Raw genomic sequence first — 23,255 nt, 5'->3', positions numbered from 1 at the left:
CGTGTTCGATTCACAACCCCCCGCTGTAACGGTATGCCGCGCAAGGTGCCCGCACCAGGAGATTGCACATACAACCGGCCATTGGTGAGCGCCGGGGGTGCGGGGATTTCCCCCGTAAAGGCCCGGTGGTCCAGGGCGAATCGCGTGGGGGGCCTCCGGTCGAGTAGCGTTTCACCCCATGCGTCTCGTCATCGCCCGCTGCTCCGTGGACTACGCGGGCCGGCTCACTGCCCATCTCCCCTCGGCCCCCCGCCTCATCCTGGTGAAAGCGGACGGCTCCGTCTCCATTCACGCGGACGACCGGGCCTACAAACCCCTCAACTGGATGTCGCCGCCCTGCACTCTCAAGGAGGGCGACGGGGAGGTGTGGACGGTCGTGAACAAGGGGGGCGAGAAGCTGATCATCACCCTCGAGGAGGTCATGCACGACTCCTCGCACGAGCTCGGCGTCGACCCGGGGCTCATCAAGGACGGGGTGGAGGCGCACCTCCAGGAGCTGCTGGCGGACCGGATCGAAACCTTGGGCGAGGGATACTCGCTGATTCGGCGTGAATACCCCACTGCCATCGGCCCGGTGGATATCTTGTGCCGGGACGCCGACAACCAGACCGTCGCCGTCGAGATCAAGCGGCGTGGTGAGATCGACGGTGTCGAGCAGCTCACCCGCTATCTCGAACTCCTCAACCGCGACCCGCACTTGGCGCCGGTGAAGGGCATCTTCGCGGCGCAGGAGATCAAGCCGCAGGCGCGGGTGCTGGCCACCGACCGCGGTATCGGCTGCGTCGTCCTGGACTATGACGCGCTGCGTGGCATCGAGGACGACAAGCTGCGGCTGTTCTGACCCCGCGGCCCCGGGCGCGGCGGCCGCACAGTACGCGCACAGCGCGAGGGCCCGGTACGTGTGTACCGGGCCCTCGCGCTGTCTGCTGCCCGACCGCCGGCCGGGAGGGTGCGGGGCGCCGTCAGCCGGCCGGGGCGCTCTGCGTACCGGAGCCGGAGGGGGCCGTTCCGTCCGACGGAGCGGAGCCACTGCCGCCGGAGGAGCTGCCGGAGGGGTTGGCGACCGACTGCGACGGGCTCTGTGTCGTCGGCTTGCCCGTGCCGGGGTCGTCGGTGGGCGTCGGATCCGGCGAGGTGTCCGTCGGGTCGTCCGTCGGTGTCGGGTCCGACGGGTCGTCCGTCGGCGGGCGGGTGTGGGTCGGCCGGCCGGTGGGCGTGGTGGGCCGCCCGGTCGGCTCGGTCGGGCCGGTCGTCGGGTCCGTCGGCGATGTGCTGGGATCGGTGGGCGAGCCACTGGTGGCGGGGTCGCTGACGGACGGCGACGGGCTCTGCGAGGTGGCGGGGGTGCCGGGCCGGGAGGTGCCGGGGCCGGTGGGCGGCAGGCTGGAGCCCGTGGCGGGCTGTTCGGCCGGCAGGTCGCTGCTGTCGCCGTCGTCCGTGGTCTGCTCGGTGCTGACCTTGTCGTCGTGCGGGTGGTCACCACCGGTCGCCCCGAGGGTGACGACGGTGCCGAGGACGGCCGCCAGCAGCGCGCCGGCGCCCGCGGCCACGACATTGCGGCGCGCCCCGCCGAACACCCGCAGAGCGCCCTTGCCGGTCTTGGTGCCGCTCCCGGCCACGGCCGGGACGGCCGTGGTGGCGGCGGTCGCCGAGGCGCCCCGGGCGGTGATCGTGGCCGCGGTCTCCTCGGCGCGTGCCGCCCGCAGCTTGGCGGTCGCGGCGGTGTCGCGCGGTGTGGCGGCCGGCTTCTTCGAGGCCTCCGTTTTCCGGGCGGAGACCGCGCCGGCCGCCTGCGGGAACGCGGTGGTGGCCGCCGCGGCAGCTTCGGCCCGCGAACGGTCGGTGACCAGCGCCAGGGCACGCCGTCCGGCCACCGCGCCATTGCGGTCGGAGAGCACCCCACGCAGCCCGATGGACGCCTCCAGCTCGGCGCGCGCCCGGTCCAGGCTGCCGGTGCACAGCGCCAGTACGCCCAGCTCGTGGTGGAAGTAGGCCTCTTCGGCTACCTCCCCGGCCAGCCGCGCGGCCTCCTGGCCGTGCCGCAGGCTGCGCTCCCACGCGTTCCAGTGCAGGGCGGCAGCGAACGCCGGGGCGGCCGTACGGGCGAGCAGCACGGCCGCGCTGGCGTGCCCGCTCTCCCGGCTTCCGGTCAGTGCGCCCATGGCTGCCAGCGCCACATCGGATTCGGCGGCGACCCGCTCGGGGGTGACCGAGGGGTGACCGGCCCACCAGGCGTAGTGCTGAGCGGCGGTGTGCGCCCGTGCGGCCGCGCCCTCCGCGTAGCCGGCCGCCTCCAACTGCTCCTGGACGGTGGCGGCGAGCCGGTAGTGGCTGCCGACCGGGGTGATCAGGCCGCAGGCCAGCAGCTCGCCGAGGGCGGCGTCGGCGTGGGTGTCCTGGGTGAGGGCCGGCAGATGCGCCTGGTGGGGCAGCTCACCGCCGAGCGCGACGGCGAAGCGCAGCGTCTCCTGGGCGGCGGCGCCCAGCCGCGACGCGAGCAGCGGGGCGGGCGCGGCGGCCTCGCCGAGGGACGGCAAGGGCACCTCGGCCTGCTCGCCCGGCCCGGCGTCGGAGGCATCGGCAGCGGTATCGGTGCCGGCCCCGGTGGCGATGCCTGCCGCCGTGCCGGCGCCGGCCGCCCCCTCCTCGGGGAAGAGGCCGTAGCCGTCGTCGAGGGCACCCGGTGCCTCCCGCATCCGGTCCCGCTGCCGCAGCAGCGCGGCGGCCTGGACGAAGCGCAGCGGCAGCCCCTCGGACTCGAACCAGAGGTCGGCGGACCAGGCCTCCTCGTCGTCGGTGAGCGGCCGGTCCACGGCGCGCTCCAGCAGCCGGGCGCAGCCGGCCCGGCCGAGACCGCCGAGGAAGACCTCTTCGAGGTGCGAGCCGGGGTTGGGGGCCGCGACGTCGGGAGTGGCGGCGATCAGGAAGGCGCATTCAGGGGTGGCGTCGAGCAGTTCGTCGAGCGCGGAGCCGCCGAATTCCAGGTCGTCCAGGACGACGATGGCGCCGATCTGCACGATCAGGCGCTGCAGTTCGGCCCGGTCGGGGCGGTGCTGCGGAGCCCGGTACACGGCGGCGTGCAGCGCGTACAGCAGGTCGGTGACGGTGCGGTGGTAGCCGGAGAGCCGGATGACGCCGTCGGGGGCGAGGTCGGCGCAGGCGGTGGCGACGGCGTCCAGCAGCCGGGTGCGGCCCGAGCCGGAGGGGCCGGTGACGCGTACCGAGCGGCCGCGGGAGAGCAGCCGGACCAGGCGTTCGGTGTCCTCGGTGCGCTCTTCGAGCACGCTCTCGGGCCCGTCGGACCCGGGCGGGCCCGGGGGCACCGGGGGCGCGGCGGCGCGGGCGGCCGCGGCGCGTTCCTGCGGGTCGAGCCTGCTGGGTGCCTCGGGGCGCTCCCCGGGCGGGCAGGGTTCTATTTCGCTGCCGTCGACCGGGTTGACGGTGACGAGGTAGGCGCCCGAGACGAGACGGACGACGCGGGCGGGCCCGCCCGAGCCGCTGCGCGCGCCGCCGGACGCGGGGGCCGGCGGCCCGGCGGGTCTGTCCTGCTCGCCGTACTCCTCGGGTCCCCGGTGGCTGTTCGGGTCCATGCTGCAAGCTCCCAGATCTGGCGTGCCGACTGCGCTTCCGGCCGTCCGCACTCCCCCGGCTCCGGCAGGTCGTCCTCAGCCGTCGCGTCTGGTCCGGTGCCCGCCGCGGATGATGACATACGGGCGGGAACCGAACCTTAGACCTGGAGAGCGGGCGGGTGCACCACCGGGGGCCGGTCCTGACCGGAACTTCCCGGATTGGTCGGTATCACGCGGTTTACGACATTTCCTTGGCCCGGCTCTTCAGCTTTCGTCACGCTTCGGGCGCGATCCTGATCGCCCGGGAACGCCCCGGACCGCGCGCGGGAGGCCTGACCCGCGAGCGGGAGGCCCGACCGGGATGCGAGACACCGGCCCCATGTACAGGACACCGGGCGGCCCGCCGCGCCCGCCTCACACCCGCGGGAGTGATTCCGCCTCGATGCCGCCCTCGATGGCGAGGATGCGGTGCAGCCGGGTGGCGACGAGCAGGCGCTGCATCTGGGGCGGCACGCCGCGCAACACCAGCCTGCGGCCCACCCGGCCGGCGCGGCGGTGCGCGCCCATGATCACGCCCAGGCCGGTGGCGTCCCAGGAATCCAGCTCGGTCAGGTCCAGCACGAGATCGCCCCGACCGGAGTCGACGGCAGCGTGCAGGGCCGTACGGGCGTCCGCCGCGCTGCGGACGTCGAGGCGGCCCCCGACGACCAGCTCGGCGTGGTCGCCCCTGATGTGCATATGCGCTCCCCGATGTCATGGGTGGTGACGCCTGGACGTCTACAGAACTGACTGCCTCTCATGCGGCGAAGTTGCCGCCTGTAAGCGAACCGATACCGAATTCACCCCTCGGGGCGACACCGCCGGCCCGAGGGGGCTGACGCGGCCTCAGTGCTCGTAGAAGCCCTGCCCACTCTTGCGACCGATATCGCCCGCATCGACCATTCGCCGCATGATCTCCGGCGGTGCGAACTTCTCGTCCTGGGACTCGGTGTAGATGTTGTCGGTGGCGTGCAGCAGGATGTCGACGCCCGTCAGGTCGGCGGTGGCCAGCGGTCCCATCGCATGGCCGAAGCCCAACTTGCAGGCGGTGTCGATGTCCTCGACGCTGGCCACGCCCGCTTCGTAGAGCTTGGCGGCCTCGACGACCAGTGCCGAGATCAGGCGCGTGGTGACAAAGCCGGCCACATCGCGGTTGACGACCACGCAGGTCTTGCCGACCGACTCGGCGAACTGCCGGGCGGTGGCCAGGGCTTCGTCGCTGGTCTTGTAGCCGCGGACCAGCTCGCACAGCTGCATCATCGGCACCGGCGAGAAGAAGTGCGTACCGACGACCCGCTCAGGACGGGAGGTGACCGCGGCGATCTTGGTGATCGGGATGGCCGAGGTGTTGGAGGCCAGCACCGCCTCGTCCTTGACGAGCTTGTCCAGCGACTGGAAGATCTCGCGCTTGACATCGATCCGCTCGAAGACGGCCTCGACGACGATATCGGCGTCGGCGACGGCCTCCAGGTCGGTCGTGGTGGTGATGCGGGCCAGCGCCTGCTCGGCGTCGGCCGCCGGCAGCTTGCCCTTGGCGACGAACTTCTCGAACGAGGCCTCGATACCGCCCTTGCCCCGGGCCAGCGCCCCGTCCGTCACATCGCGGAGAACCACGTCCCAGCCCGCCTGGGCGGAGACCTGCGCGATACCGGACCCCATGAGTCCGGCCCCGATGACGGCGAGCTTCTTTGCCACTGCTGTCCCCTCACACCCTGTGCATTTGACGGTCCTGGGTGACGTTAGCGCTCGTGAGCGATCGTTTGGAGGGTAAGAGATGCGCGTCACGTCTCAGATGACGGACGTCACACCGACGGGGCCCGCGGGCGGCGCGCGGATCCGGACAGCCCGCCGTCAGTCGGTCGCCCGTACGGCGTAGTTGAGGACCTTCTCCCCCAGCAGCTCCGCCATCTCGTCGAGCAGGACCAGAGCCTCCCGGGAGGCCTCGGCGGGTTTGCGCCCGGCGAGCATCTGGTGCGTGATCCAGCCCATCAGGCTCTGGTGCACCCAGCCGATCTGGCCCGCCATCAGGCCCGGCAGCGGATCGCCGGCCGCGGCGCCGGTCTCCTCCCGCAGCGTTTCCTCCAGGTTGAGATGGGTCTCCTGCTGCATGTACCAGAGGCGGGCCTTGAGAGCGGGCGCCCCGTGCACCACCCGCATGAACTGGTCGTAACCCTCCATCAGCCCCACCCGCGGCGAGACCGCCTCGACCTCGTCGCGCAGCTCCCGCAGCACGGCGGCGGCCGCGGACTCCCCGGCCGCCCGGCCGCGCACAAAGCGCGAGAGCCGGTCCACGACGCCCTTGCTCCGGTCGAAGAAGAGGTCTTCCTTGGCCGGGAAGTAGTTGTAGACGGTGTTCACGGAGACATCCGCGGCCTCGGCGACCTCCGCGATGGTCACCGCGTCGAAGCCCCGCTCCAGGAACAGGCCGGTGGCCACGTCCGAGATGTACTGGCGGGTCTGCCGCTTCTTCCGCTCCCTGAGCCCTTCTGCCATGCCCTCACCCTACCTTTCTTTGGGCTCCATTAAATTTTGGGGGCATTGCAATTTTTCAGTCGCTCTATTTTTCTGTGGGCATGCCCGTCATCCACGCATCCGGACTCGCCCGGACCTTCACCACCCCACGCGGCACCGTCGAGGCGGCACGCGGCATCGATCTCACCGCCGAGCGCGGCGAGATCCTCGGCTTCCTCGGCCCCAACGGCGCCGGGAAGACCACGACCCTGCGGATGCTCACGACCCTGCTGGCGCCCAGCGCAGGCACCGCGACCGTCGCCGGCTGCGACCTCGTCCGCGACCCGGCGGGCGTCCGCCGCGCCACCGGCTATGTCGCCCAGTCCGGCGGCGTCGACCCCCACATCTCGCTGCGCGAGGAACTGGTCACCCAGGCCCGCCTCTACCGTCTCGGCAAGGCCGAAGCCCTGACCCGGGCCGAGGAGTTGGCCGCCGACCTGGGCCTGGACGACCTGCTCGACCGCGCGATCGCCACGCTCTCCGGCGGCCAGCGGCGCCGGCTCGACCTCGCCATGGGCCTCACCCACCGTCCCCAGGTGCTGTTCCTCGACGAGCCGACCACCGGGCTCGACCCGGGCAGCCGTGCGGATCTGTGGGACCTGGTCCGCCGGATCCGCACCGAACACGGCACCACCGTCTTCCTGGCCACCCACTACCTCGACGAGGCCGATGCGCTGGCCGACCGGCTGGTGATCGTCGACAAGGGCGTGGTGGTCGCCGAGGGCACTCCGGACGCCCTCAAGCGCGCCCATGCCGGCTCCCCCGACGCGTCCTTGCAGGACGCCTTCCTCGCCGTCACCGGGCGCGGCGCCACGCCCCACGACCCGGCCCCCGTCGCCGTCTAGGAGCCCTCTTTGTCCTCCTCGCCCACCTCGCCCTCCTCGCCCTCCTCATCCCCCTGGCGCTCCTTCTCCTCCTTCCTCTCCGACACCGGGCTGATCTTCGGGCGTTACGCCCGCCAGACCCTGCGCTCCAGGCCCCAGATGCTCTTCGGGGTGCTGATGCCGCTGCTGTACCTGCTCTTCTTCGGGCCGCTGCTGACCGGTCTGCCGCTGTCCTCGTCCGGCAGCTCCTGGCAGATGCTGGTGCCCGGGTTGCTGCTCCAACTCGCCCTGTTCGGGGCTGCGTTCTGCGGCTTCGGCATCATCGTCGAGAAGCAGCACGGGGTCGTGGAGCGGATGCGGGTGACGCCGGTGAGCCGGCCGGCGCTGCTGCTGGGGCGGGTGCTGCGGGATGCCGCGCTGTTCGTCTTCCAGGCGGTGCTGCTGGTGCTGGCCGCGCTGGCCATGGGGCTGCGGGCACCGCTGCCCGGCATCCTCATCGGCTTCGGGTTCGTCGCCGTGCTGACCGTGGCGCTGGCCTCGCTGTCGTACGCGCTGGCGCTGAGGGTGAGCACACCGCAGGAGTTCGGACCGGTCATCAACTCCGTCACCATGCCCTCGATGCTGCTGTCCGGGCTGATGCTGCCGATGGCGCTGGGGCCCAAGTGGCTCGATGTGCTGTCGCACTTCATGCCGCTGCGCTATCTCGTGGACGCGGTGAGGGCCGCCTTCGTCGGCTCGTACGCCTCCTCGGCCATGCTCTACGGCGTGCTGGTGGCGGCCGTCTTCGCCACCCTCTCCGTGACCTACTGCACCCGGGTCTTCCGCAGGTCCGCGGCGTAGGCTCGCCCTATGGTGAATCTGACGCGCATCTACACCCGCACCGGCGACAAGGGCACCACCGCCCTGGGCGACATGAGCCGTACCGCCAAGACGGATTCGCGGATCTCGGCCTACGCGGACGCCAACGAGGCCAACGCGGCGATCGGCGTCGCCCTGGCGCTCGGCTCGCTCCCCGAGGACGTCGCGGCGGTGCTGCTGCGGGTGCAGAACGACCTGTTCGACGTCGGCGCGGACCTGTCGACACCCGTGGTGGAGAACCCGGAGTTCCCGCCGCTGCGCGTCGAGCAGAGCTATATCGACAAGCTGGAGGCGGACTGCGACCGCTTCCTGGCGGAGCTGGAGAAGCTGCGCAGCTTCATCCTTCCCGGCGGAACGGCCGGCGCCGCCCTGCTCCACCAGGCGTGCACGGTCGTCCGCCGCGCGGAGCGCGCGACCTGGGCCGCCTTCGAGGAGCACGGCGAGACCATGAACCCGCTGACGGCCACCTACCTCAACCGCCTCTCCGACCTCCTGTTCATTCTGGCCCGTACGGCCAACAAGGAGGTCGGGGACGTGCTGTGGGTGCCCGGCGGAGAGCGCTGAGCGGCGGCGGCCGGGCGGGCGCAGCAGACAGGCGGGCGGGCCGGCAGGCGGCGGGGACGCGTCCTAGCGGAGCGTCTCCTGCTCCTGCCGGGCCGCTTCCCCGGGGACCGCGGTCCGGCCGCGGGGGTCCTTCTTCTGCCAGACGAGGTAGCTCAGCGCGATCACACCGTGGATGCTGACGATCTTCAGCGCGGTGCCCTGCCACTCGTGCAGCGAGCTCGTGTCACCGCCGTCACCGACGTACCAGATCGCGGCCTGCAGCAGCCCGCACGCGACCACCGCCATCACCACCGTGCGCAGCCACAGCTTCCCTTCGTGCTTGAAGCGGGCCATTCCGTAGCCGGGCTTGGCCGGCTTCGGGCCGCCCGCGAAGCGGTGGGCGAAGTGCCCGTCGACCCACTTGATCGTGTAGTGGCCGTAGGCGACCGTGAAGCCGATGTAGACGGCGGCCAGGCCGTGCTTCCAGTCCGCCGGTGCGCCGTTCTTCAGGTCGATCGCCGTGACGATCAGCAGGACCAGCTCCAGCAGGGGCTCCATCAGGAGCACCGCCGCTCCGGTCCGCGGCATCTTGGCCAGGTAACGCAGCGCCAGGCCGAGGGCCAGCAGCACCCAGAAGCCGACCTCGCAGGCGATGATCAGCACGACGATCACGGCTGTCTCCTTTCAGGGCTCTCCACCGAACACCTCCAGCCTTCCAGCGGCCGCCGCCCGCCACGTCGTCGCGCGCGATGATCCGGACTGCATCTTTCGATGTAGCACGCGGCTCACGGGGATGCGCCGGACATGGGGGCAGCGGGCCCCGGCGCCGTGTTTGATGGAGCAGTGACCGCCAGATCCCCCGCCGCCCCCGGCCGGCCGCACCGTCTCGATGTGCTCATCGCGGGCGGCGGGCTGCTCGGCGGGCTGCTGCTCTGGGCGATGGATCTGCACGGCGGGCCCTCGCGCCTGGGGCTGTCCCCCTCGCTCACCTTGGTGGCGCTCACCGTGATGTCGGTGGCGGCACTGATGCGCCGTACGGCCCCGATGGCGGCGCTGGCCCTCGCGGTGCCTGCCCTGGTGCTGGACATCAGCGCCGGCACGTTGGTCGCCACCGTCCTGATGTTCACGGACGTGGTCTATGCGGCGGTGCTCTACGGACCGGCGAACGCGGCCCGCCGGATCCCGCTGCACTCCGTCCTGGTCACCGTCCTGACGGCCATCGGCCTGACCGCGGCCTGGCAGGACCCGCAGGTCGTGATGGTCATCATCAGCATCGCGCTGATCACCATCGCCCCGGCCTGGACCGGCTTCATCATCCGTAATCACCGCGACGCCGCGCAGGCCGCACAGCTGCGGGCCGAGCAGATCGCGCTGCTGGCCGAGGTCGACCGGACGCAGGCCGTGCTCGGTGAGCGGGCCCGGATGGCACGCGAGCTGCACGACATGGTCGCCAACCATCTGTCCGCCATCGCCATCCACTCCACCGCAGCGCAGTCCATCGACGACCCGTCGGCGACCCGCGAAGCGCTCGGGGTGATCCGTGAGAACAGCGTGCAAGGTCTGGCCGAAATGCGCCGTCTCATCGGGCTGTTGCGGGACCCGAAGACGGCCGACGGGGACGAGGAGCCCGCGGCGACCCCCACGCTCGACGGGCTGGACGCCCTGATCGACCAGGCCCGTACGAGCGGCGGCAGCAGCGGACTGACCTTTGAGCTGGACGACGCCCGGAGCCCGGACGGGCCCGGAGCCGGTCCGAAGCCGACGGCGCCGGTCGCCCTGGCCGCGTACCGCATCGTCCAGGAATCGCTGACCAACGCACTCAAGCACGCCGCGCCCGGCGAGGTGCGGGTGCGCATCGCCCATGACCGCGGCGGGGCGCTCACCGTCGCCGTCCGCAGCCCGTTCGCCGACCGCCCCGGCCCCCGTGCGCCCGGTTCCGGCAGCGGCCTGGTCGGGATGCGCGAGCGGACCGCCCTGCTGGGCGGAGCATTCGAGGCCGGCCCGGAGAGCGGGCCGGCCGGCAGAGTCTGGCTGGTGCGGGCAGCGCTGCCCGCCGCCGAGGAGGAAGAACAACGATGACAGGCGCCGACGCGCAGCCGATCCGGGTACTCGTCGCCGAGGACCAGTCCGCCGTACGGGCCGGGCTGGTCCTCATTCTGCGCTCCGCCCCCGACATCGAGGTGGTCGGGGAGGCCGAGGACGGCGAGGAGGCGGTACGGCTCGCCCGCGAGCTGCGCCCCGCCCTCGTCCTCATGGACATCCAGATGCCCCGCCTCGACGGGGTCTCCGCCACCCGGCAGGTGGTCTCCGAAAAGCTGGCGGACGTACTGGTGCTGACCACCTTCGACCTGGACGAATATGTCTTCGGGGCGCTACGGGCCGGGGCGGCGGGCTTTCTCCTCAAGGACAGCGACGCGGCCGCGCTGCTGACCGCGGTGCGCACCGTGGCGTCCGGCGAGGGGCTGATCGCTCCGGCGGTGACCCGGCGGCTGATCGCGGAGTTCGCCAGCCCGCGTACGGCCCTCCGGCGGCCCGCGCGGGACGGTGAGGCACCGGACCCGGCGGTCCTGGACGCACTGACGCCACGCGAGCGGGAAGTGCTGGGGTGTCTGGGGCGGGGGCTGTCGAACGCCGATATCGCACTTCGGCTGGCCATGGCGGAGGCCACCGTGAAGACACATGTCAGCCGGCTGCTGGCGAAGCTGGAACTGCGCAGCCGGGTGCAAGCAGCCGTACTGGCACAGGAGTTGGGGGTGGACGGGCCGTAGGGAGCGGGGCGGGGAAGAGGTGGCGACGGGCCCGGGAGGGGCGGCGGCGGGCTGAGAGGGGGGCGGCGCGACGGCGGCGCACAAGGCCCGCCGGCGGACTCCGTAGGGGCCGGCCGAACGCATCCCGTAGGGGACGCACGGCCCCCCTGCGGGGCCACAATCCGGCAGCGACCGAGGATATTCCCCGGACCACCCGAATCAGGCCACGTTCACCCTCCCCCAGACTCCGTCCGGGGGCACCCCCACCCAGCGAGGCGCTATTTTCTAAGCCACATTGACTCTCCCCCAGACTCCGTCCGGGGGCACCCCCACCCAGCGAGGCGCTATTTTCTAAGCCACATTGACTCTCCCCCAGACTCCGTCCGGGGGCACCCCCACCCAGCGAGGCGCTATTTTCTAAGCCACATTGACTCGCTGGCCAGGCGGTGCCGCCTCCAGCCAGGCGAGGAAGCCGGTGAGCGCGTCCTCGCTCATCGCCAGTTCCAGGCGGGTGCCGCGGTGCCGGCAGGCGAGCACGATGGAGTCGGAGAGCAACGCCAGCTCTTCCTCACCCTGCGGGGTGCGGCGTTCCAGGACCTCGATGGCGGAGCGCTCCAGGAGGCGGCGCGGCCGGGGCGCGTAGGAGAACACCCGGAACCATTCGACCCGGTCGCCGTTGTAGCGCGACACACCGTAGATCCAGCCCTTGCCACCGGTCTCGTTCTCCGGCACATGCCAGCGCAAGCTGCAGTCGAAGGTGCCACCGGACCGCTGGATGAGCCGCCGCCTCAGTCCGAAGACGAACAGCCCCAGCAGCACCAGTACCACGACCACGCCGCTCACAAGCAGAGCGAGGACCATCTCGACCGACCTCCTCGCCTCGATGGGGGTTCCCCCGCGCCGGTCGGGCGTGGAGGAGAGTAACGCATCTGCATTGCCTCAGCCGCGGGCCGCTCCGGACAACTCCGGGCAGCCCGCGGCTGAGGATCGATCTCGTCGGTGACGGGGCTCAGTGAACGCCCGTCACCGAACGCAGCCGGACATCGGCGCGACGCTCGGCGGCCGCGTCAGCGTCCGACTTCGCTCGCTCCAGGGCCCGCTCCGCGCGCTGGACATCGATCTCGTCCGACAGTTCCGCGATCTCCGCGAGCAGAGACAGCTTGTTGTCGGCGAACGAAATGAAGCCGCCGTGCACCGCGGCGACGACGGTGCCGTCCCCGCTCTCGCCGGTCGTACGAATCGTCACCGGGCCCGACTGCAGCACGCCGAGCAGCGGCTGGTGTCCGGGCATGACGCCGATGTCGCCCGACGAGGTGCGCGCGACGACCAGGCTGGCCTCGCCGGACCAGACCTGACGGTCCGCGGCGACCAACTCGACGTGCAGCTCAGCCACGATGGCTCCTCGGGTCTCCACCTGCCTGGCTCGGCAGATGTTGGGTCAAATACTAGTGGTCGTACGGGCCGGGGGCGGCCAGGGCCGCCCCCGGGACCGGTGCCGGGGTCAGGAGACGCCCAGCTCCTTGGCATTGGCCTTCAGGTCCTCGATGCCACCGCACATGAAGAACGCCTGCTCGGGGAAGTGGTCGTAGTCGCCGTCCGCGATCGCGTTGAACGCGGTGATCGACTCGTCCAGCGAGACGTCCGAGCCGTCGACACCGGTGAACTGCTTCGCCACGTGGGTGTTCTGCGACAGGAACCGCTCGATACGACGGGCGCGGTGGACGGTGAGCTTGTCCTCCTCGCCGAGCTCGTCGATACCCAGAATCGCGATGATGTCCTGGAGGTCCTTGTACTTCTGCAGGATCGTCTTGACGCGCGAGGCGCAGTCGTAGTGCTCCTGCGTGATGTAGCGGGGGTCCAGGATCCGGGACGTCGAGTCCAGCGGGTCGACCGCCGGGTAGATGCCCTTCTCCGAGATCGGGCGCGACAGAACGGTCGTCGCGTCCAGGTGGGCGAAGGTGGTGGCCGGCGCCGGGTCGGTCAGGTCGTCCGCGGGGACGTAGATCGCCTGCATCGAGGTGATCGAGTGACCACGGGTCGAGGTGATGCGCTCCTGCAGCAGACCCATCTCGTCCGCCAGGTTCGGCTGGTAACCCACCGCGGACGGCATACGGCCGAGCAGCGTGGAGACCTCGGAACCCGCCTGGGTGTAACGGAAGATGTTGTCGATGAAGAAGAGCACGTCCTGCTTCTGCACATCGCGGAAGTACTCCGCCATGGTCAGACCGGCCAGGGCGACGCGCAGACGGGTGCCCGGGGGCTCGTCCATCTGACCGAAGACCAGCGCGGTCTTGTCGATGACGCCGGACTCCGTCATCTCCTCGATGAGGTCGTTGCCCTCACGGGTGCGCTCGCCGACACCGGCGAACACCGACACACCGTCGTGGTTGTTGGCCACGCGGTAGATCATTTCCTGGATCAGAACGGTCTTACCGACACCGGCACCACCGAACAGACCGATCTTGCCGCCCTTGACGTACGGGGTCAGCAGGTCGATGACCTTGACGCCGGTCTCGAACATCTCGGTCTTGGACTCGAGCTGGTCGAAGGTCGGGGCCTTGCGGTGGATCGCCCAGCGCTCGGTGACCTCGGACGCCGCCTCCGGCTTGTTCAGGATCTCACCGAGGGTGTTGAACACCTTGCCCTTGGTGATGTCACCGACGGGGACGGTGATCCCGTTGCCGGTGTTGGTCACCGTGGCCTGGCGGACCAGACCGTCGGTGGGCTGCATGGAGATCGCACGGACCATGCCGTCGCCCAGGTGCTGGGCAACCTCGAGGGTCAGGGTCTTGAGCTTGCCCTGCTCGGCCGGGTCGGCGACCTCGACGGTCAGCGCGTTGTAGATGTCCGGCATCGCGTCGACGGGGAACTCCACGTCGACGACCGGGCCGATGACCCGGGCGACGCGGCCCGTTGCCGTGGCCGTTTCAACAGTGGTGGTCATAGTGGTCAGTCACTCCCCGCGGTCGCGTCGGCCAGAGCACTGGCGCCACCGACGATCTCGCTGATTTCCTGGGTGATTTCGGCCTGTCGGGCCGCGTTGGCAAGCCGCGAGAGCGACTTGATGAGCTCTTCCGCGTTGTCGGTCGCCGACTTCATCGCACGGCGCGTGGCGGCGTGCTTGGAGGCGGCGGCCTGCAGAAGCGCGTTGTAGATCCGCGACTCGACATACCGCGGAAGCAGGGCGTCGAGGACGTCCTCGGCCGACGGCTCGAATTCGAACAGCGGAAGGATCTCGCCCTTGGCCGTCTCCTCCGACTCCGCCACCGCCTTGTCGAGGCTGAGCGGCAGCAGCCGGTCGTCGAGCGCCGTCTGCGTCATCATCGAGATGAACTCGGTGAAGACGATGTGGAGTTCGTCCACGCCGCCCTCGGCGGTGTCCTGCTGGACAGCGTCGATCAGCGGTGCGGCGATCGCCTTGGCGTCCGCGTACGTCGGGTTGTCGGTGAAGCCGGTCCACGACTCCACGACCTTGCGCTCGCGGAAGCTGTAGTACGACACGCCCTTGCGCCCGACGATGTAGGCGTCGACCTCCTTGCCCTCGGCCTTGAGCCGCTCGGTGAGCTGCTCGCCGGCCTTGAGGACGTTGGAGGAGTAGCCGCCGGCCAGACCACGGTCGCTCGTGATGAGCAGCAGCGCGGCCCGCGAGGGACGCTCCGCCTCCGTCGTCAGCGGGTGCTGGGTGTTCGAGCCCGTGGCAACCGCCGTCACCGCGCGGGTCAGTTCACTCGCGTACGGCGTCGACGCCGCCACCTGGCGCTGCGCCTTGACGACGCGCGAGGCGGCGATCATCTCCATCGCCTTGGTGATCTTCTTGGTCGCGGTGACGGAGCGGATGCGACGCTTGTAGACCCGGAGCTTGGCTCCCATGGATCAGGTCCCTTCCGTCGTCACTTGCTGGTGCCGGCCGGGGCGTCCTCGCCGAGCAGCTTGCCGTCCGAGGTCTCGAACTGCCGCTTGAAGCCGTCGACGGCCTCGGAGATCGCGCCGATGGTGTCGTCGGACATCTTGCCGCCCTCGACGATGCTGGTCAGCAGGTCCTTCTTCTCCCGGTGCAGGTGGTCGAGGAGCTCCCGCTCGAAGCGGCGGATGTCCTCGACCGGGACGTCGTCCATCTTGCCGTTGGTACCGGCCCAGACGGAGATGACCTGGTCCTCGGTGGGGTACGGGGCGTACTGACCCTGCTTGAGCAGCTCGGTCATGCGCTTACCGCGCTCCAGCTGCTGCTTGGAGGCCGCGTCCAGGTCGGAACCGAAGGCGGCGAACGCCTCCAGCTCGCGGTACTGGGCGAGGTCCACGCGGAGCCGGCCGGAGACCTGCTTCATGGCCTTGTGCTGGGCCGAGCCACCGACACGGGAGACGGAGATACCGACGTTCAGCGCCGGGCGCTGGCCCGCGTTGAAGAGGTCCGACTCCAGGAAGCACTGGCCGTCGGTGATGGAGATGACGTTGGTCGGAATGAACGCCGACACGTCGTTCGCCTTGGTCTCGACGATCGGCAGACCGGTCATCGAGCCGGCGCCCATCTCGTCGGAGAGCTTGGCGCAGCGCTCCAGCAGACGCGAGTGCAGGTAGAAGACGTCGCCCGGGTAGGCCTCACGGCCCGGCGGACGGCGCAGCAGCAGGGACACGGCGCGGTAGGCGTCGGCCTGCTTCGAGAGGTCGTCGAAGATGATCAGGACGTGCTTGCCCTGGTACATCCAGTGCTGGCCGATGGCCGAGCCGGTGTAGGGCGCCAGGTACTTGAAGCCCGCCGGGTCGGACGCCGGGGCGGCGACGATGGTGGTGTACTCCAGGGCGCCGGCCTCCTCCAGCGCGCCGCGCACGGACGCGATGGTGGAGCCCTTCTGGCCGATGGCGACGTAGATGCAGCGGACCTGCTTCTTCGGGTCGCCCGAGCGCCAGTTGTCGCGCTGGTTGATGATCGTGTCGACGGCCAGGGCGGTCTTGCCGGTCTGGCGGTCGCCGATGATCAGCTGACGCTGGCCACGGCCGATCGGCACCATGGAGTCGACGGCCTTGTAGCCGGTCTCCATGGGCTCGTGGACCGACTTACGGACCATGACGCCCGGAGCCTGCAGCTCCAGGGCGCGGCGGCCCTCGGACTCGATCTCGCCGAGGCCGTCGATCGGGTTGCCCAGCGGGTCGACGACGCGGCCGAGGTAGCCCTCGCCCACGGCGACCGAGAGCACCTCACCGGTGCGCTGCACCGGCTGGCCCTCCTCGATGCCGCTGAACTCGCCGAGGACCACCGCACCGATCTCGCGCTCTTCCAGGTTCAGCGCAAGACCGAGCGTGCCGTCCTCGAACTTCAGCAGCTCGTTCGCCATCGCCGAGGGAAGGCCCTCGACCTTCGCGATGCCGTCTCCGGCCTCGCTTACCGTGCCGACCTCCTCGCGCGAGGCCGCGTCCGGCTTGTACGCCTGGACGAAGTTCTCCAGCGCGTCCCGGATCTCCTCCGGCCGGATCGTGAGCTCCGCCATCTGGGTTCCCTGCTCTCCTTGTTGGGCCCGAAGTTACTTGCGGGTGTCCGGGGGTCTGTCCCCCAGGGGGTTTCCGCTTACGGCCCAACTCGGGCCGCCGTCATGCTTGTGCTGGTCCCCGGGGCGTCGTCCGGACCGCAGCCGGACCTCGTGGGTCCGGCCGGCTGGTCCGGCGTCCGACCGCCGGTTGTGCAGCTCTTGAGTTGGTGTGGCTGGGTCAGCCGGCCATCCGCCGGTTTGCCTCTTCGAGGCGCGCCGCGATGGTTCCGTTGATGACCTCGTCGCCGATCCGGACCTGGACTCCGCCGAGGACCTCGGGGTCCACGTCGAGGTTCAGGTGGACCTGCCGTCCGTACAGCTGCGCCAGGGAAGCGCCCAGGCGCTGCCGCTGCCCTTCACTGAGGGGCACCGCGGAGGTGACCACCGCGACCATCCGGTCCCGGCGGCTCGCCGCCAGCTTGGAGAGGGCGTCGAGCCCCGCTTCCAGGCTACGGCCCCGCGGCTGTACGACAAGACGGATCACGATGCGCTCGGTGACCGGGTTGGCCCGGCCGCCCAGCAGCGCACGCAGCAGCTCCGTCTTGGCCGCGACGGTCGCGTTCCGGTCGGTCAGCGCACCGCGCAGCTCGCCGTTGGAGCTGACGATCCGGCCGAACCGGAAGAGCTCGTCCTCGACGTCGTCGAGCTGGCCGGCCCGCTGCGCGGCGACCAGGTCGGCGCTGTAGGCCAGCTCCTCGAGCGAGTCCGTCAGGTCACGCGAACGCGACCAGCGGGCCCGGACCATGCCGGACACCAGGTCGACGGCCGGGCCGCCCACCTGGTTGCCCAGCAGTCGTCCGACCAGTTCGGCACGCGCCTCGGCGGCCTGCGCCGGGTCGGTCAGGACCCGACGCAGCGACACCTCGCGGTCGAGCAGAGCGGTGACGGCAGCCAGCTCCTCGGCGAGCTTCGCGGCGTCGACGGAGGTGTCATCCGTCAGCGCGTTGAACTGCTCGCGTGCGGAGGCGAGTGCCTCGCGGCTCGCTCCGTTCATCGTCCGGCCTCAGCCTTCGTCGCGTCCGAAGCCGCCTTGGCCTCGACGTCGTCGAGGAAGCGGTCGATGGTCCGGCTCTGCCGGGCGTGGTCCTCGAGGGACTCCCCGACGAGCTTGCCGGCCAGGTCGACGGCGAGCTTGCCCACGTCCTGGCGCAGCGCCTGCGCAGCCTGCTTCCGGTCCGCCTCGATCTGGGCGTGACCGGCAGCGATGATCTCCTCACGCTGCCGCTGGCCCTCGGCGCGCATCTCAGCGATGAGCGTCGCGCCCTGCTCCTGCGCCTCCTGGCGCAGGCGCGCGGCCTCGTGGCGGGCGTCGGCCAGCTGTGCCCGGTAGTCCGCGAGCACCTGCTGAGCCTCGGCCTGATTCGCCTCGGCTTCCTCCATGCGGCCTTCGATGAGCGCCCGGCGCTCTTCCAGAACCTTGTTGATGTTCGGGAGGAGCTTCTTGGCCAGGAAGCCGAAGACGATGAAGAAAGCGATCAGGCCGATGACCAGCTCTGGAATCGGCGGGATCAGGGGGTTCTCAGGAACCTCCGCCGCCATGTTGAAGCCCAGGGCGTTCACATCAATGCCTTCCGTCTGTCAGCGGGTTTGCAGCGGTCCATCAGGTCCTGAAGAGGAAGCCCATGACGATGCCGATCAGGGCGAGCGCCTCACAGAAGGCGAAACCCATGATCTGGTTGGTGCGGATGAGGCCGGCCGCCTCGGGCTGGCGGGCCAGGGCCTGGGTGCCGTTACCGAAGATGATGCCGACGCCGACGCCGGGGCCGATCGCGGCGAGGCCGTAACCGATCGAGCCGAGGTTGCCGGTGACGCCGGCGGCGAGGTTGACAGTCTCGAGAGCAGCGGACATGCCGTTACTTCCTTCTCTTTCACGGACCGGTGGGGGTTGGCCACCGGGCGTCTATGGGGCTGGGAAAGCGGGGGCTCAGTGGTGCTCGGCGAGCGCGCCCTGGATGTAGTTCGCGGTCAGGAGCACGAAGACGTACGCCTGGACGGCCTGGATGAACAGCTCGAACGCGGTCAGCAGGATGGTCATGATGAACGAGGCGCCGGCGTAGACCACGCCGATTCCGTTCAGCAGGTACCAGGTGGCGATCGTGAACATCAGCAGCAGGAGGTGACCGGCGAACATGTTCGCGAAGAGCCGTACCGCGTGAGTGAAGGGCCGGATGATCAGGTTCGAGAGGAGCTCGATGACGACCAGCATCGGCAGGACCGGGCCGAGCGACTTGTCGTAGCCGCTGAAGTTCTTCAGCGCACCGACGAAGCCGTGCCTCTTGAAGGTCAGGGTGACCCACGTGATGTAGACGATGGCGGCGAGACCGGCCGGGAAGGCAATGATCGACGTCACCGGGAACTGGGCGATCGGAATGATCGACCAGAGGTTCATGATCCAGACGAAGAAGAACAGCGAGACGATGAAGGGGACGTACTTCTCGCCCTCCTTCTTCCCGAGGGCGTCATAGACGATCCCGCGGCGGACGAAGTCGTAGCCCGCTTCGCCGATCATCTGCAGCTTGCCCGGGACCACCTTGGCCTTGCCGAACGCCGCCCAGAAGAACCACACGACCACGACGGTGCTGAGCAGCGCCAGCAGCATGACCTTGTTGAACTCGAAGCCGTTGATGGTGAACAGCGGCTTGAAGACGAACGATTGAAGCCCGGGAGCTGGGAAGCCGCACCCGGAAAAGATGTGGCAGTCGGTCTCGAAGGCGAGCATCGTTTCAGCACTCACCGCGAGCTCCTTCAGCGTGGCGCATGGGTACGGCAACCTCGTTGTGTCGGCGCGGCGTTGAGCCACGGAGCGGCACTGGACTGGTCTTACGGATTAGGGGGCGGCTGGCGGGCGCTGGGCCCGGCCACATCACAGGCATCGGCCGCGAGAACTTCCCGTTCCATTGAGTGGAACCCGGGAGCTCAGCCGCCTGCGCCAACTGTGCCGCAGTTGAAACCGGACGATAGCAGGCCCGCAAGTGGGCTTTTATCTCGGCCCTACGTGTCACGTCGGCGACCCCGCCGTCTCCGCCTTCTTCGATTCGGCGGAGTCGGGTTCCACGTACAGAATCTTCGCCTTCATATGCCCGCGGGTCTGTGCCGCGATCCATACGAGGGTGGCGCCGAGCAACGTGAACGCAAAGGCCTTGGTGTCGAAGAACGTGGTGTTCTTGAACGCGATCAGGAAGACCGCCACGAACAGAATCTGCACCGTGTACAGCAGCAGTCCCATCATCTGGAACAGCTGCGGGTGGTTCTTCGCCGTCTTCTGCAGGACGACCAGGCCGGCCCCCATGACGAGCAGCACCAGCACCGTGCCGATGACGGCGCCGAGCGCTCCCGCCGCACCGGCGACCACAGCGCTCACGGCAACGGCGACAGCGCCGGTGGCGAGGGTGGGCACAACGGCGTGAAGGAGTAGTCGGGCGTCATTCGACTGCATGGCGGCGCTCCGGCAAAAGATGTGGGGTGTGTCGTCGTGGACGAGCGTAGACCCGGCCTGAGGCGGAACCTGCGGCCCAAGGGCAGTCGCACTACGGCCCTTCGGCTCTATCGCCGGGTTTCGTGAACGGTATCACAAACTATTTGATGAGGTCTTTACCTGGTTCGTGTGGACCCTGTCACACCTGAGCGTGAACCTGCGCGTTGGTGCACTGACAGCCAGCTTTTTGTCTGGTATGGGGTCAAGCGACCCGATTCCTGTCGCACGTTCGGGCGACCGGAACCGCGGATCAGTGGTGACTGTCCGCCCTTCGGTGTTCCACGAAGCGTGAGCGGTCGCCGATCGCGGTGGCCCCGTTGATGCCCGCGGGAACCGGTTCCCGCTCCTCCTGCGGCCCGGCGACGCTCTCCTCGTCCCATTCCGCGGCCGGGGCCTGCGGAGCCGTTGCACGGGAGACCCGGCGGTAGCGCGGCGGCACCATCCACTCCGCCCAGCGCGGCGTGCGCGGGGTGAAGCGCGGCAGCAGAAGCAGCACCAGCCCGACCGCGCTCAGCAGCACGATGCCCAGCACGATCCACATGCTGGCGTTGTTCACGGAGTAGGCCACCGCGCCGAACGCGATCAGGGCCGACCAGAAGTACATGATCAGCACGGCCCGGCTGTGCGAGTGCCCGATCTCCAGGAGCCGGTGGTGCAGGTGCCCGCGGTCGGCCGCGAACGGCGACTGGCCCTTCCACGTACGCCGCACGATCGCCAGGATCAGGTCGGCGACCGGCACCGCGATGACCGTCAGGGGCAGCAGCAGCGGGATGTAGACCGGCACCATCGCGTGGGTCGCCTCACGCAGACCGCCCGCCTTCACATTGAGCAGGTCCGGGTCGACCTGGCCGGTCACCGAGACCGCGCCCGCGGCCATCACCAGGCCGATCAGCATCGAGCCCGAGTCGCCCATGAAGATGCGCGCCGGGTGCATGTTGTGCGGCAGGAAGCCGAGGCACATGCCCATCAGGACGACCGAGAACAGCGTGGCCGGCGCGGCCGCCTCGATGCCGTAGCCGAACCACATCCGGTACGCGTACATGAAGAACGCCGCGGCGGCGATGCACACCATGCCGGAGGCGAGGCCGTCCAGGCCGTCGACGAAGTTCACCGCGTTGATGGTGATCACGACGAGGGCGACGGTCAGCAGGGTGCCCTGCATGGGGGTCAGCGAGACCGTGCCGACGCCGGGGATCGGGATCCAGAGGATCGTCAGGCCCTGCAGGACCATCACGCCCGCGGCGATCATCTGGCCGCCGAGCTTGACCAGGGCGTCCACGCCCCACTTGTCGTCCAGGACGCCGAGGAGCCAGATCAGGGCGGCGCCGGAGAGCAGCGCCCTGGGCTCGTCGGAGTTCTCGAAGACGCTCTTGAGGTTGGTCAGGTGCGAGGCCACCAGCAGACCGGCGCACAGGCCGCCGAACATGGCGATACCGCCGAGCCGCGGTGTCGGCTCGCGGTGCACATCACGCGCACGGATCTCCGGCATCGCACCGGCCGCGATCGCGAACTTCCGTACCGGCCCGGTCAGCAGGTAGGTCACCGCGGCCGTGACGCACAGCGTCAGCAGGTATTCACGCACGGGCTGCCCCATTGGTATAGCTGGCCATCACAGCCCCACACCCTATGCGTGTCAGCCCCCTGGCCGTGAATACAGGAATAGACGCCTGGCGTCAGCGGATGGTTCCACCGTCACCCGCGATCGGGATAAGGCGGAAAGCCATGGACCAATGCGACGGTCCGGGAGCGGGCCGTACCGTCCTCCTCCAGCGCCGCCACGACCAGCTCGGCGACCGCCGTCATCTCCGCCTCGCCCATGCCCTGCGTGGTCACCGCGGCGGTCCCCAGCCGCAGGCCGGTCCGGCGGGCCGCCGGGGCGTCGGGGGCCTGGGCACACGGCAGCGCGCAGGTGTCCAGCACGATCCCGGCGGCGGCGAGCCGTCCCCGGGCGGTGCGGGCGTCGAGGCCGCGGGGAGCGGTATCGACGGTGATCAGGTGGGTGTCGGTGCCACCGGTGGTGACCGTCAGGCCCTGTCCGGCCAGCGCCCCGGCGAGTACCCGGGCATTGGCGGTGACCTGATGGGCGTACGCGGCGAAGGCGGGCGTGGCGGCCTCCCCGAAGGCGACGGCCTTGGCCGCCACCGCGTTCATCTGGGCGCCGCCCTGGGTGAAGGGGAACACCGCACGGTCGATGCGCTCGGCCAGCTTCCCGCCGCACAGGATCAGCCCGCCGCGCGGCCCGCGCAGCACCTTGTGTGTGGTTCCGCACACCACATGCGCGTACGGGACGGGGCTGGGCGCCGCTCCCCCGGCGATCAGCCCGAGCGGATGCGCGACATCGGCGATCAGATACGCGCCGGTCTCGTCGGCGATATCGCGGAAGGCGGCGTAGTCGATGTGCCGGGGGTAGGAGATCGAACCGCAGACGATGGCCTTGGGCCGGCGGGCGCGGGCCAGCTCCCGGATCGCGTCGTAATCCAGCAGCCCGGTCTCCTCGTCGACGCCGTAGCCGGCGAAGTCGAACCAGCGGCCGGAGAAGTTGGCGGGCGAGCCGTGGGTGAGGTGCCCGCCGTGCGGGAGGGACATGGCCAGGACGGTGTCACCGGGGCGCAGCAGGGCGGCGTAGGCGGCCAGTACGGCCGAAGACCCGGAGTGTGCCTGGACGTTGGCGTGTTCGGCGCCGAAGAGGGCCTTGGCGCGCTCCACCGCGATGCGCTCGGCGAGGTCGACGATCTCGCAGCCGCCGTGGTGGCGGGCCCCCGGGTACCCCTCGGCGTATTTGTTGCCCAGCGGGGAGCCGAGGGCCGCGAGGACGGCCGGTGAGGTGAAGTTCTCCGCGGCGATCAGCTGAAGACAGTCGCTCTGCCGGGCGCTCTCACCGAGCAGTACGCCGGCGATCTCGGGGTCCTGGTGCAGCAGGGCGGCGAAGTCCGGGGCGCCGGCCGGCCGGGCGGCGGCGTCACGGGCGGCGGCCCGTGCGCGGTCCTCGGCGGTCTCGGCCGCCCCGGCGGCGGGCTCGGCGGCCCGGGAAGGGCCGGCCGGGGTCTCGTGACGGGGTGACGCGGTGGTGGCAGGCATCGCTTGCTCCGGGCCTCGTACGGGGACGTAGTCCCAATGTAGGCGCGGCGGGGCGTTCGGGCGCGGTGTGCGGGCCGACCGGGTCCGCC

At 70.2% G+C, this 23,255-nt stretch carries 23 protein-coding genes; 6 read left to right on the top strand and 17 right to left on the bottom strand.

Annotation, left to right across the window (positions count from 1 at the left end; translation table 11 throughout):
• Positions 1-178: 178 nt before the first annotated feature.
• Positions 179-841 carry an endonuclease NucS gene (gene nucS / locus ABR737_RS30940; RefSeq protein WP_350254005.1) on the top strand — a complete coding sequence of 221 codons (663 nt, stop codon included), beginning with the start codon at positions 179-181 and terminating at the stop codon, positions 839-841.
• A gap of 121 nt (positions 842-962) precedes the next feature.
• On the opposite strand, the gene ABR737_RS30935 is transcribed toward nucS, so the two are convergent.
• From ABR737_RS30935 to ABR737_RS30920, 4 genes are all read right to left on the bottom strand, one after another.
• Positions 963-3,590 carry an ATP-binding protein gene (locus ABR737_RS30935; RefSeq protein ID WP_350254004.1) on the bottom strand — a complete coding sequence of 876 codons (2,628 nt, stop codon included), beginning with the start codon at positions 3,588-3,590 and terminating at the stop codon, positions 963-965.
• Positions 3,591-3,983: 393 nt separating this feature from the next.
• On the bottom strand, positions 3,984-4,307 hold the full coding sequence (locus ABR737_RS30930) for an STAS domain-containing protein (RefSeq protein WP_086718276.1): 324 nt from the start codon (positions 4,305-4,307) through the stop codon (positions 3,984-3,986).
• A gap of 147 nt (positions 4,308-4,454) precedes the next feature.
• Positions 4,455-5,303: a 3-hydroxyacyl-CoA dehydrogenase family protein gene (locus tag ABR737_RS30925; protein ID WP_350254003.1), complete on the bottom strand. Its 849-nt coding sequence runs from the start codon at positions 5,301-5,303 to the stop codon at positions 4,455-4,457.
• 156 nt (positions 5,304-5,459) lie between these two features.
• Positions 5,460-6,101 (bottom strand): TetR/AcrR family transcriptional regulator, encoded by a 642-nt coding sequence (locus ABR737_RS30920; RefSeq protein ID WP_350254002.1) that lies wholly within the window; start codon positions 6,099-6,101, stop codon positions 5,460-5,462.
• 80 nt (positions 6,102-6,181) lie between these two features.
• Between ABR737_RS30920 and ABR737_RS30915 the strand changes: the two genes are divergently transcribed.
• The 3 genes from ABR737_RS30915 (at position 6,182) to ABR737_RS30905 (ending at position 8,365) form a co-directional block, all read left to right on the top strand.
• Positions 6,182-6,964 (top strand): ABC transporter ATP-binding protein, encoded by a 783-nt coding sequence (locus ABR737_RS30915; protein WP_350254001.1) that lies wholly within the window; start codon positions 6,182-6,184, stop codon positions 6,962-6,964.
• Between the two features lie 90 nt (positions 6,965-7,054).
• A complete protein-coding gene (locus ABR737_RS30910) occupies positions 7,055-7,783 on the top strand; it encodes an ABC transporter permease (RefSeq protein ID WP_350256989.1) in 729 nt (242 codons plus the stop codon).
• Between the two features lie 9 nt (positions 7,784-7,792).
• Positions 7,793-8,365 (top strand): cob(I)yrinic acid a,c-diamide adenosyltransferase, encoded by a 573-nt coding sequence (locus ABR737_RS30905; protein WP_088800066.1) that lies wholly within the window; start codon positions 7,793-7,795, stop codon positions 8,363-8,365.
• A 63-nt stretch (positions 8,366-8,428) separates the two neighbouring features.
• On the opposite strand, the gene ABR737_RS30900 is transcribed toward ABR737_RS30905, so the two are convergent.
• Positions 8,429-9,016: a hypothetical protein gene (locus tag ABR737_RS30900; protein ID WP_350254000.1), complete on the bottom strand. Its 588-nt coding sequence runs from the start codon at positions 9,014-9,016 to the stop codon at positions 8,429-8,431.
• A gap of 132 nt (positions 9,017-9,148) precedes the next feature.
• On the opposite strand from ABR737_RS30900, the gene ABR737_RS30895 reads away from it, so the two are divergent.
• Both ABR737_RS30895 and ABR737_RS30890 read left to right on the top strand, forming a co-directional pair.
• Entirely contained in the window at positions 9,149-10,423 is a 1,275-nt protein-coding gene (locus tag ABR737_RS30895) for a sensor histidine kinase (RefSeq protein ID WP_502964405.1), read from the top strand.
• Positions 10,420-11,112, top strand: coding sequence for a response regulator (locus tag ABR737_RS30890; RefSeq protein WP_350253997.1), 693 nt, complete (start codon positions 10,420-10,422; stop codon positions 11,110-11,112). Before ABR737_RS30895 ends, ABR737_RS30890 begins: the two co-directional genes overlap by 4 nt.
• A 396-nt stretch (positions 11,113-11,508) precedes the next feature.
• On the opposite strand, the gene ABR737_RS30885 is transcribed toward ABR737_RS30890, so the two are convergent.
• The 12 genes from ABR737_RS30885 to glyA all read right to left on the bottom strand — a co-directional run bounded on the left by ABR737_RS30885 (position 11,509) and on the right by glyA (position 23,166).
• Entirely contained in the window at positions 11,509-11,952 is a 444-nt protein-coding gene (locus ABR737_RS30885; protein WP_088800059.1) for a DUF2550 domain-containing protein, read from the bottom strand.
• 148 nt (positions 11,953-12,100) lie between these two features.
• Positions 12,101-12,484, bottom strand: a complete 384-nt coding sequence (locus ABR737_RS30880; protein WP_085922935.1) for a F0F1 ATP synthase subunit epsilon — start codon at positions 12,482-12,484, stop codon at positions 12,101-12,103.
• A gap of 108 nt (positions 12,485-12,592) precedes the next feature.
• Positions 12,593-14,035, bottom strand: coding sequence for a F0F1 ATP synthase subunit beta (gene atpD, locus ABR737_RS30875; protein ID WP_350253996.1), 1,443 nt, complete (start codon positions 14,033-14,035; stop codon positions 12,593-12,595).
• A gap of 5 nt (positions 14,036-14,040) precedes the next feature.
• Positions 14,041-14,961 carry a F0F1 ATP synthase subunit gamma gene (locus tag ABR737_RS30870; RefSeq protein ID WP_350253994.1) on the bottom strand — a complete coding sequence of 307 codons (921 nt, stop codon included), beginning with the start codon at positions 14,959-14,961 and terminating at the stop codon, positions 14,041-14,043.
• A 20-nt stretch (positions 14,962-14,981) separates the two neighbouring features.
• Positions 14,982-16,574, bottom strand: coding sequence for a F0F1 ATP synthase subunit alpha (gene atpA / locus ABR737_RS30865; RefSeq protein ID WP_350253993.1), 1,593 nt, complete (start codon positions 16,572-16,574; stop codon positions 14,982-14,984).
• A 217-nt stretch (positions 16,575-16,791) separates the two neighbouring features.
• Complete coding sequence (locus ABR737_RS30860) at positions 16,792-17,607, bottom strand: F0F1 ATP synthase subunit delta (RefSeq protein WP_350253991.1); 816 nt, start codon at positions 17,605-17,607, stop codon at positions 16,792-16,794.
• The gene (locus ABR737_RS30855; protein ID WP_350253990.1) at positions 17,604-18,173 is read right to left on the bottom strand and encodes a F0F1 ATP synthase subunit B; all 570 of its coding nucleotides are present in this window, start codon (positions 18,171-18,173) and stop codon (positions 17,604-17,606) included. Before ABR737_RS30855 ends, ABR737_RS30860 begins: the two co-directional genes overlap by 4 nt.
• A gap of 40 nt (positions 18,174-18,213) precedes the next feature.
• Entirely contained in the window at positions 18,214-18,462 is a 249-nt protein-coding gene (gene atpE / locus ABR737_RS30850) for an ATP synthase F0 subunit C (protein ID WP_190839367.1), read from the bottom strand.
• 75 nt (positions 18,463-18,537) lie between these two features.
• On the bottom strand, positions 18,538-19,332 hold the full coding sequence (gene atpB / locus ABR737_RS30845; RefSeq protein WP_350256988.1) for a F0F1 ATP synthase subunit A: 795 nt from the start codon (positions 19,330-19,332) through the stop codon (positions 18,538-18,540).
• A gap of 279 nt (positions 19,333-19,611) precedes the next feature.
• Positions 19,612-20,049, bottom strand: a complete 438-nt coding sequence (locus ABR737_RS30840; RefSeq protein ID WP_350253988.1) for a Cg1360 family ATP-synthase-associated protein — start codon at positions 20,047-20,049, stop codon at positions 19,612-19,614.
• 289 nt (positions 20,050-20,338) lie between these two features.
• Positions 20,339-21,682, bottom strand: a complete 1,344-nt coding sequence (locus ABR737_RS30835) for an MraY family glycosyltransferase (protein WP_350253986.1) — start codon at positions 21,680-21,682, stop codon at positions 20,339-20,341.
• Positions 21,683-21,780: 98 nt separating this feature from the next.
• Positions 21,781-23,166 (bottom strand): serine hydroxymethyltransferase, encoded by a 1,386-nt coding sequence (glyA, locus tag ABR737_RS30830; protein ID WP_350253985.1) that lies wholly within the window; start codon positions 23,164-23,166, stop codon positions 21,781-21,783.
• Positions 23,167-23,255: the final 89 nt, after the last annotated feature.

This window comes from Streptomyces sp. Edi2 (genome assembly GCF_040253635.1).
Taxonomy (GTDB): domain Bacteria; phylum Actinomycetota; class Actinomycetes; order Streptomycetales; family Streptomycetaceae; genus Streptomyces.
Note: the sequence above shows the minus strand (reverse complement) of the source record. Positions and strands in the feature narration are given on the sequence as shown.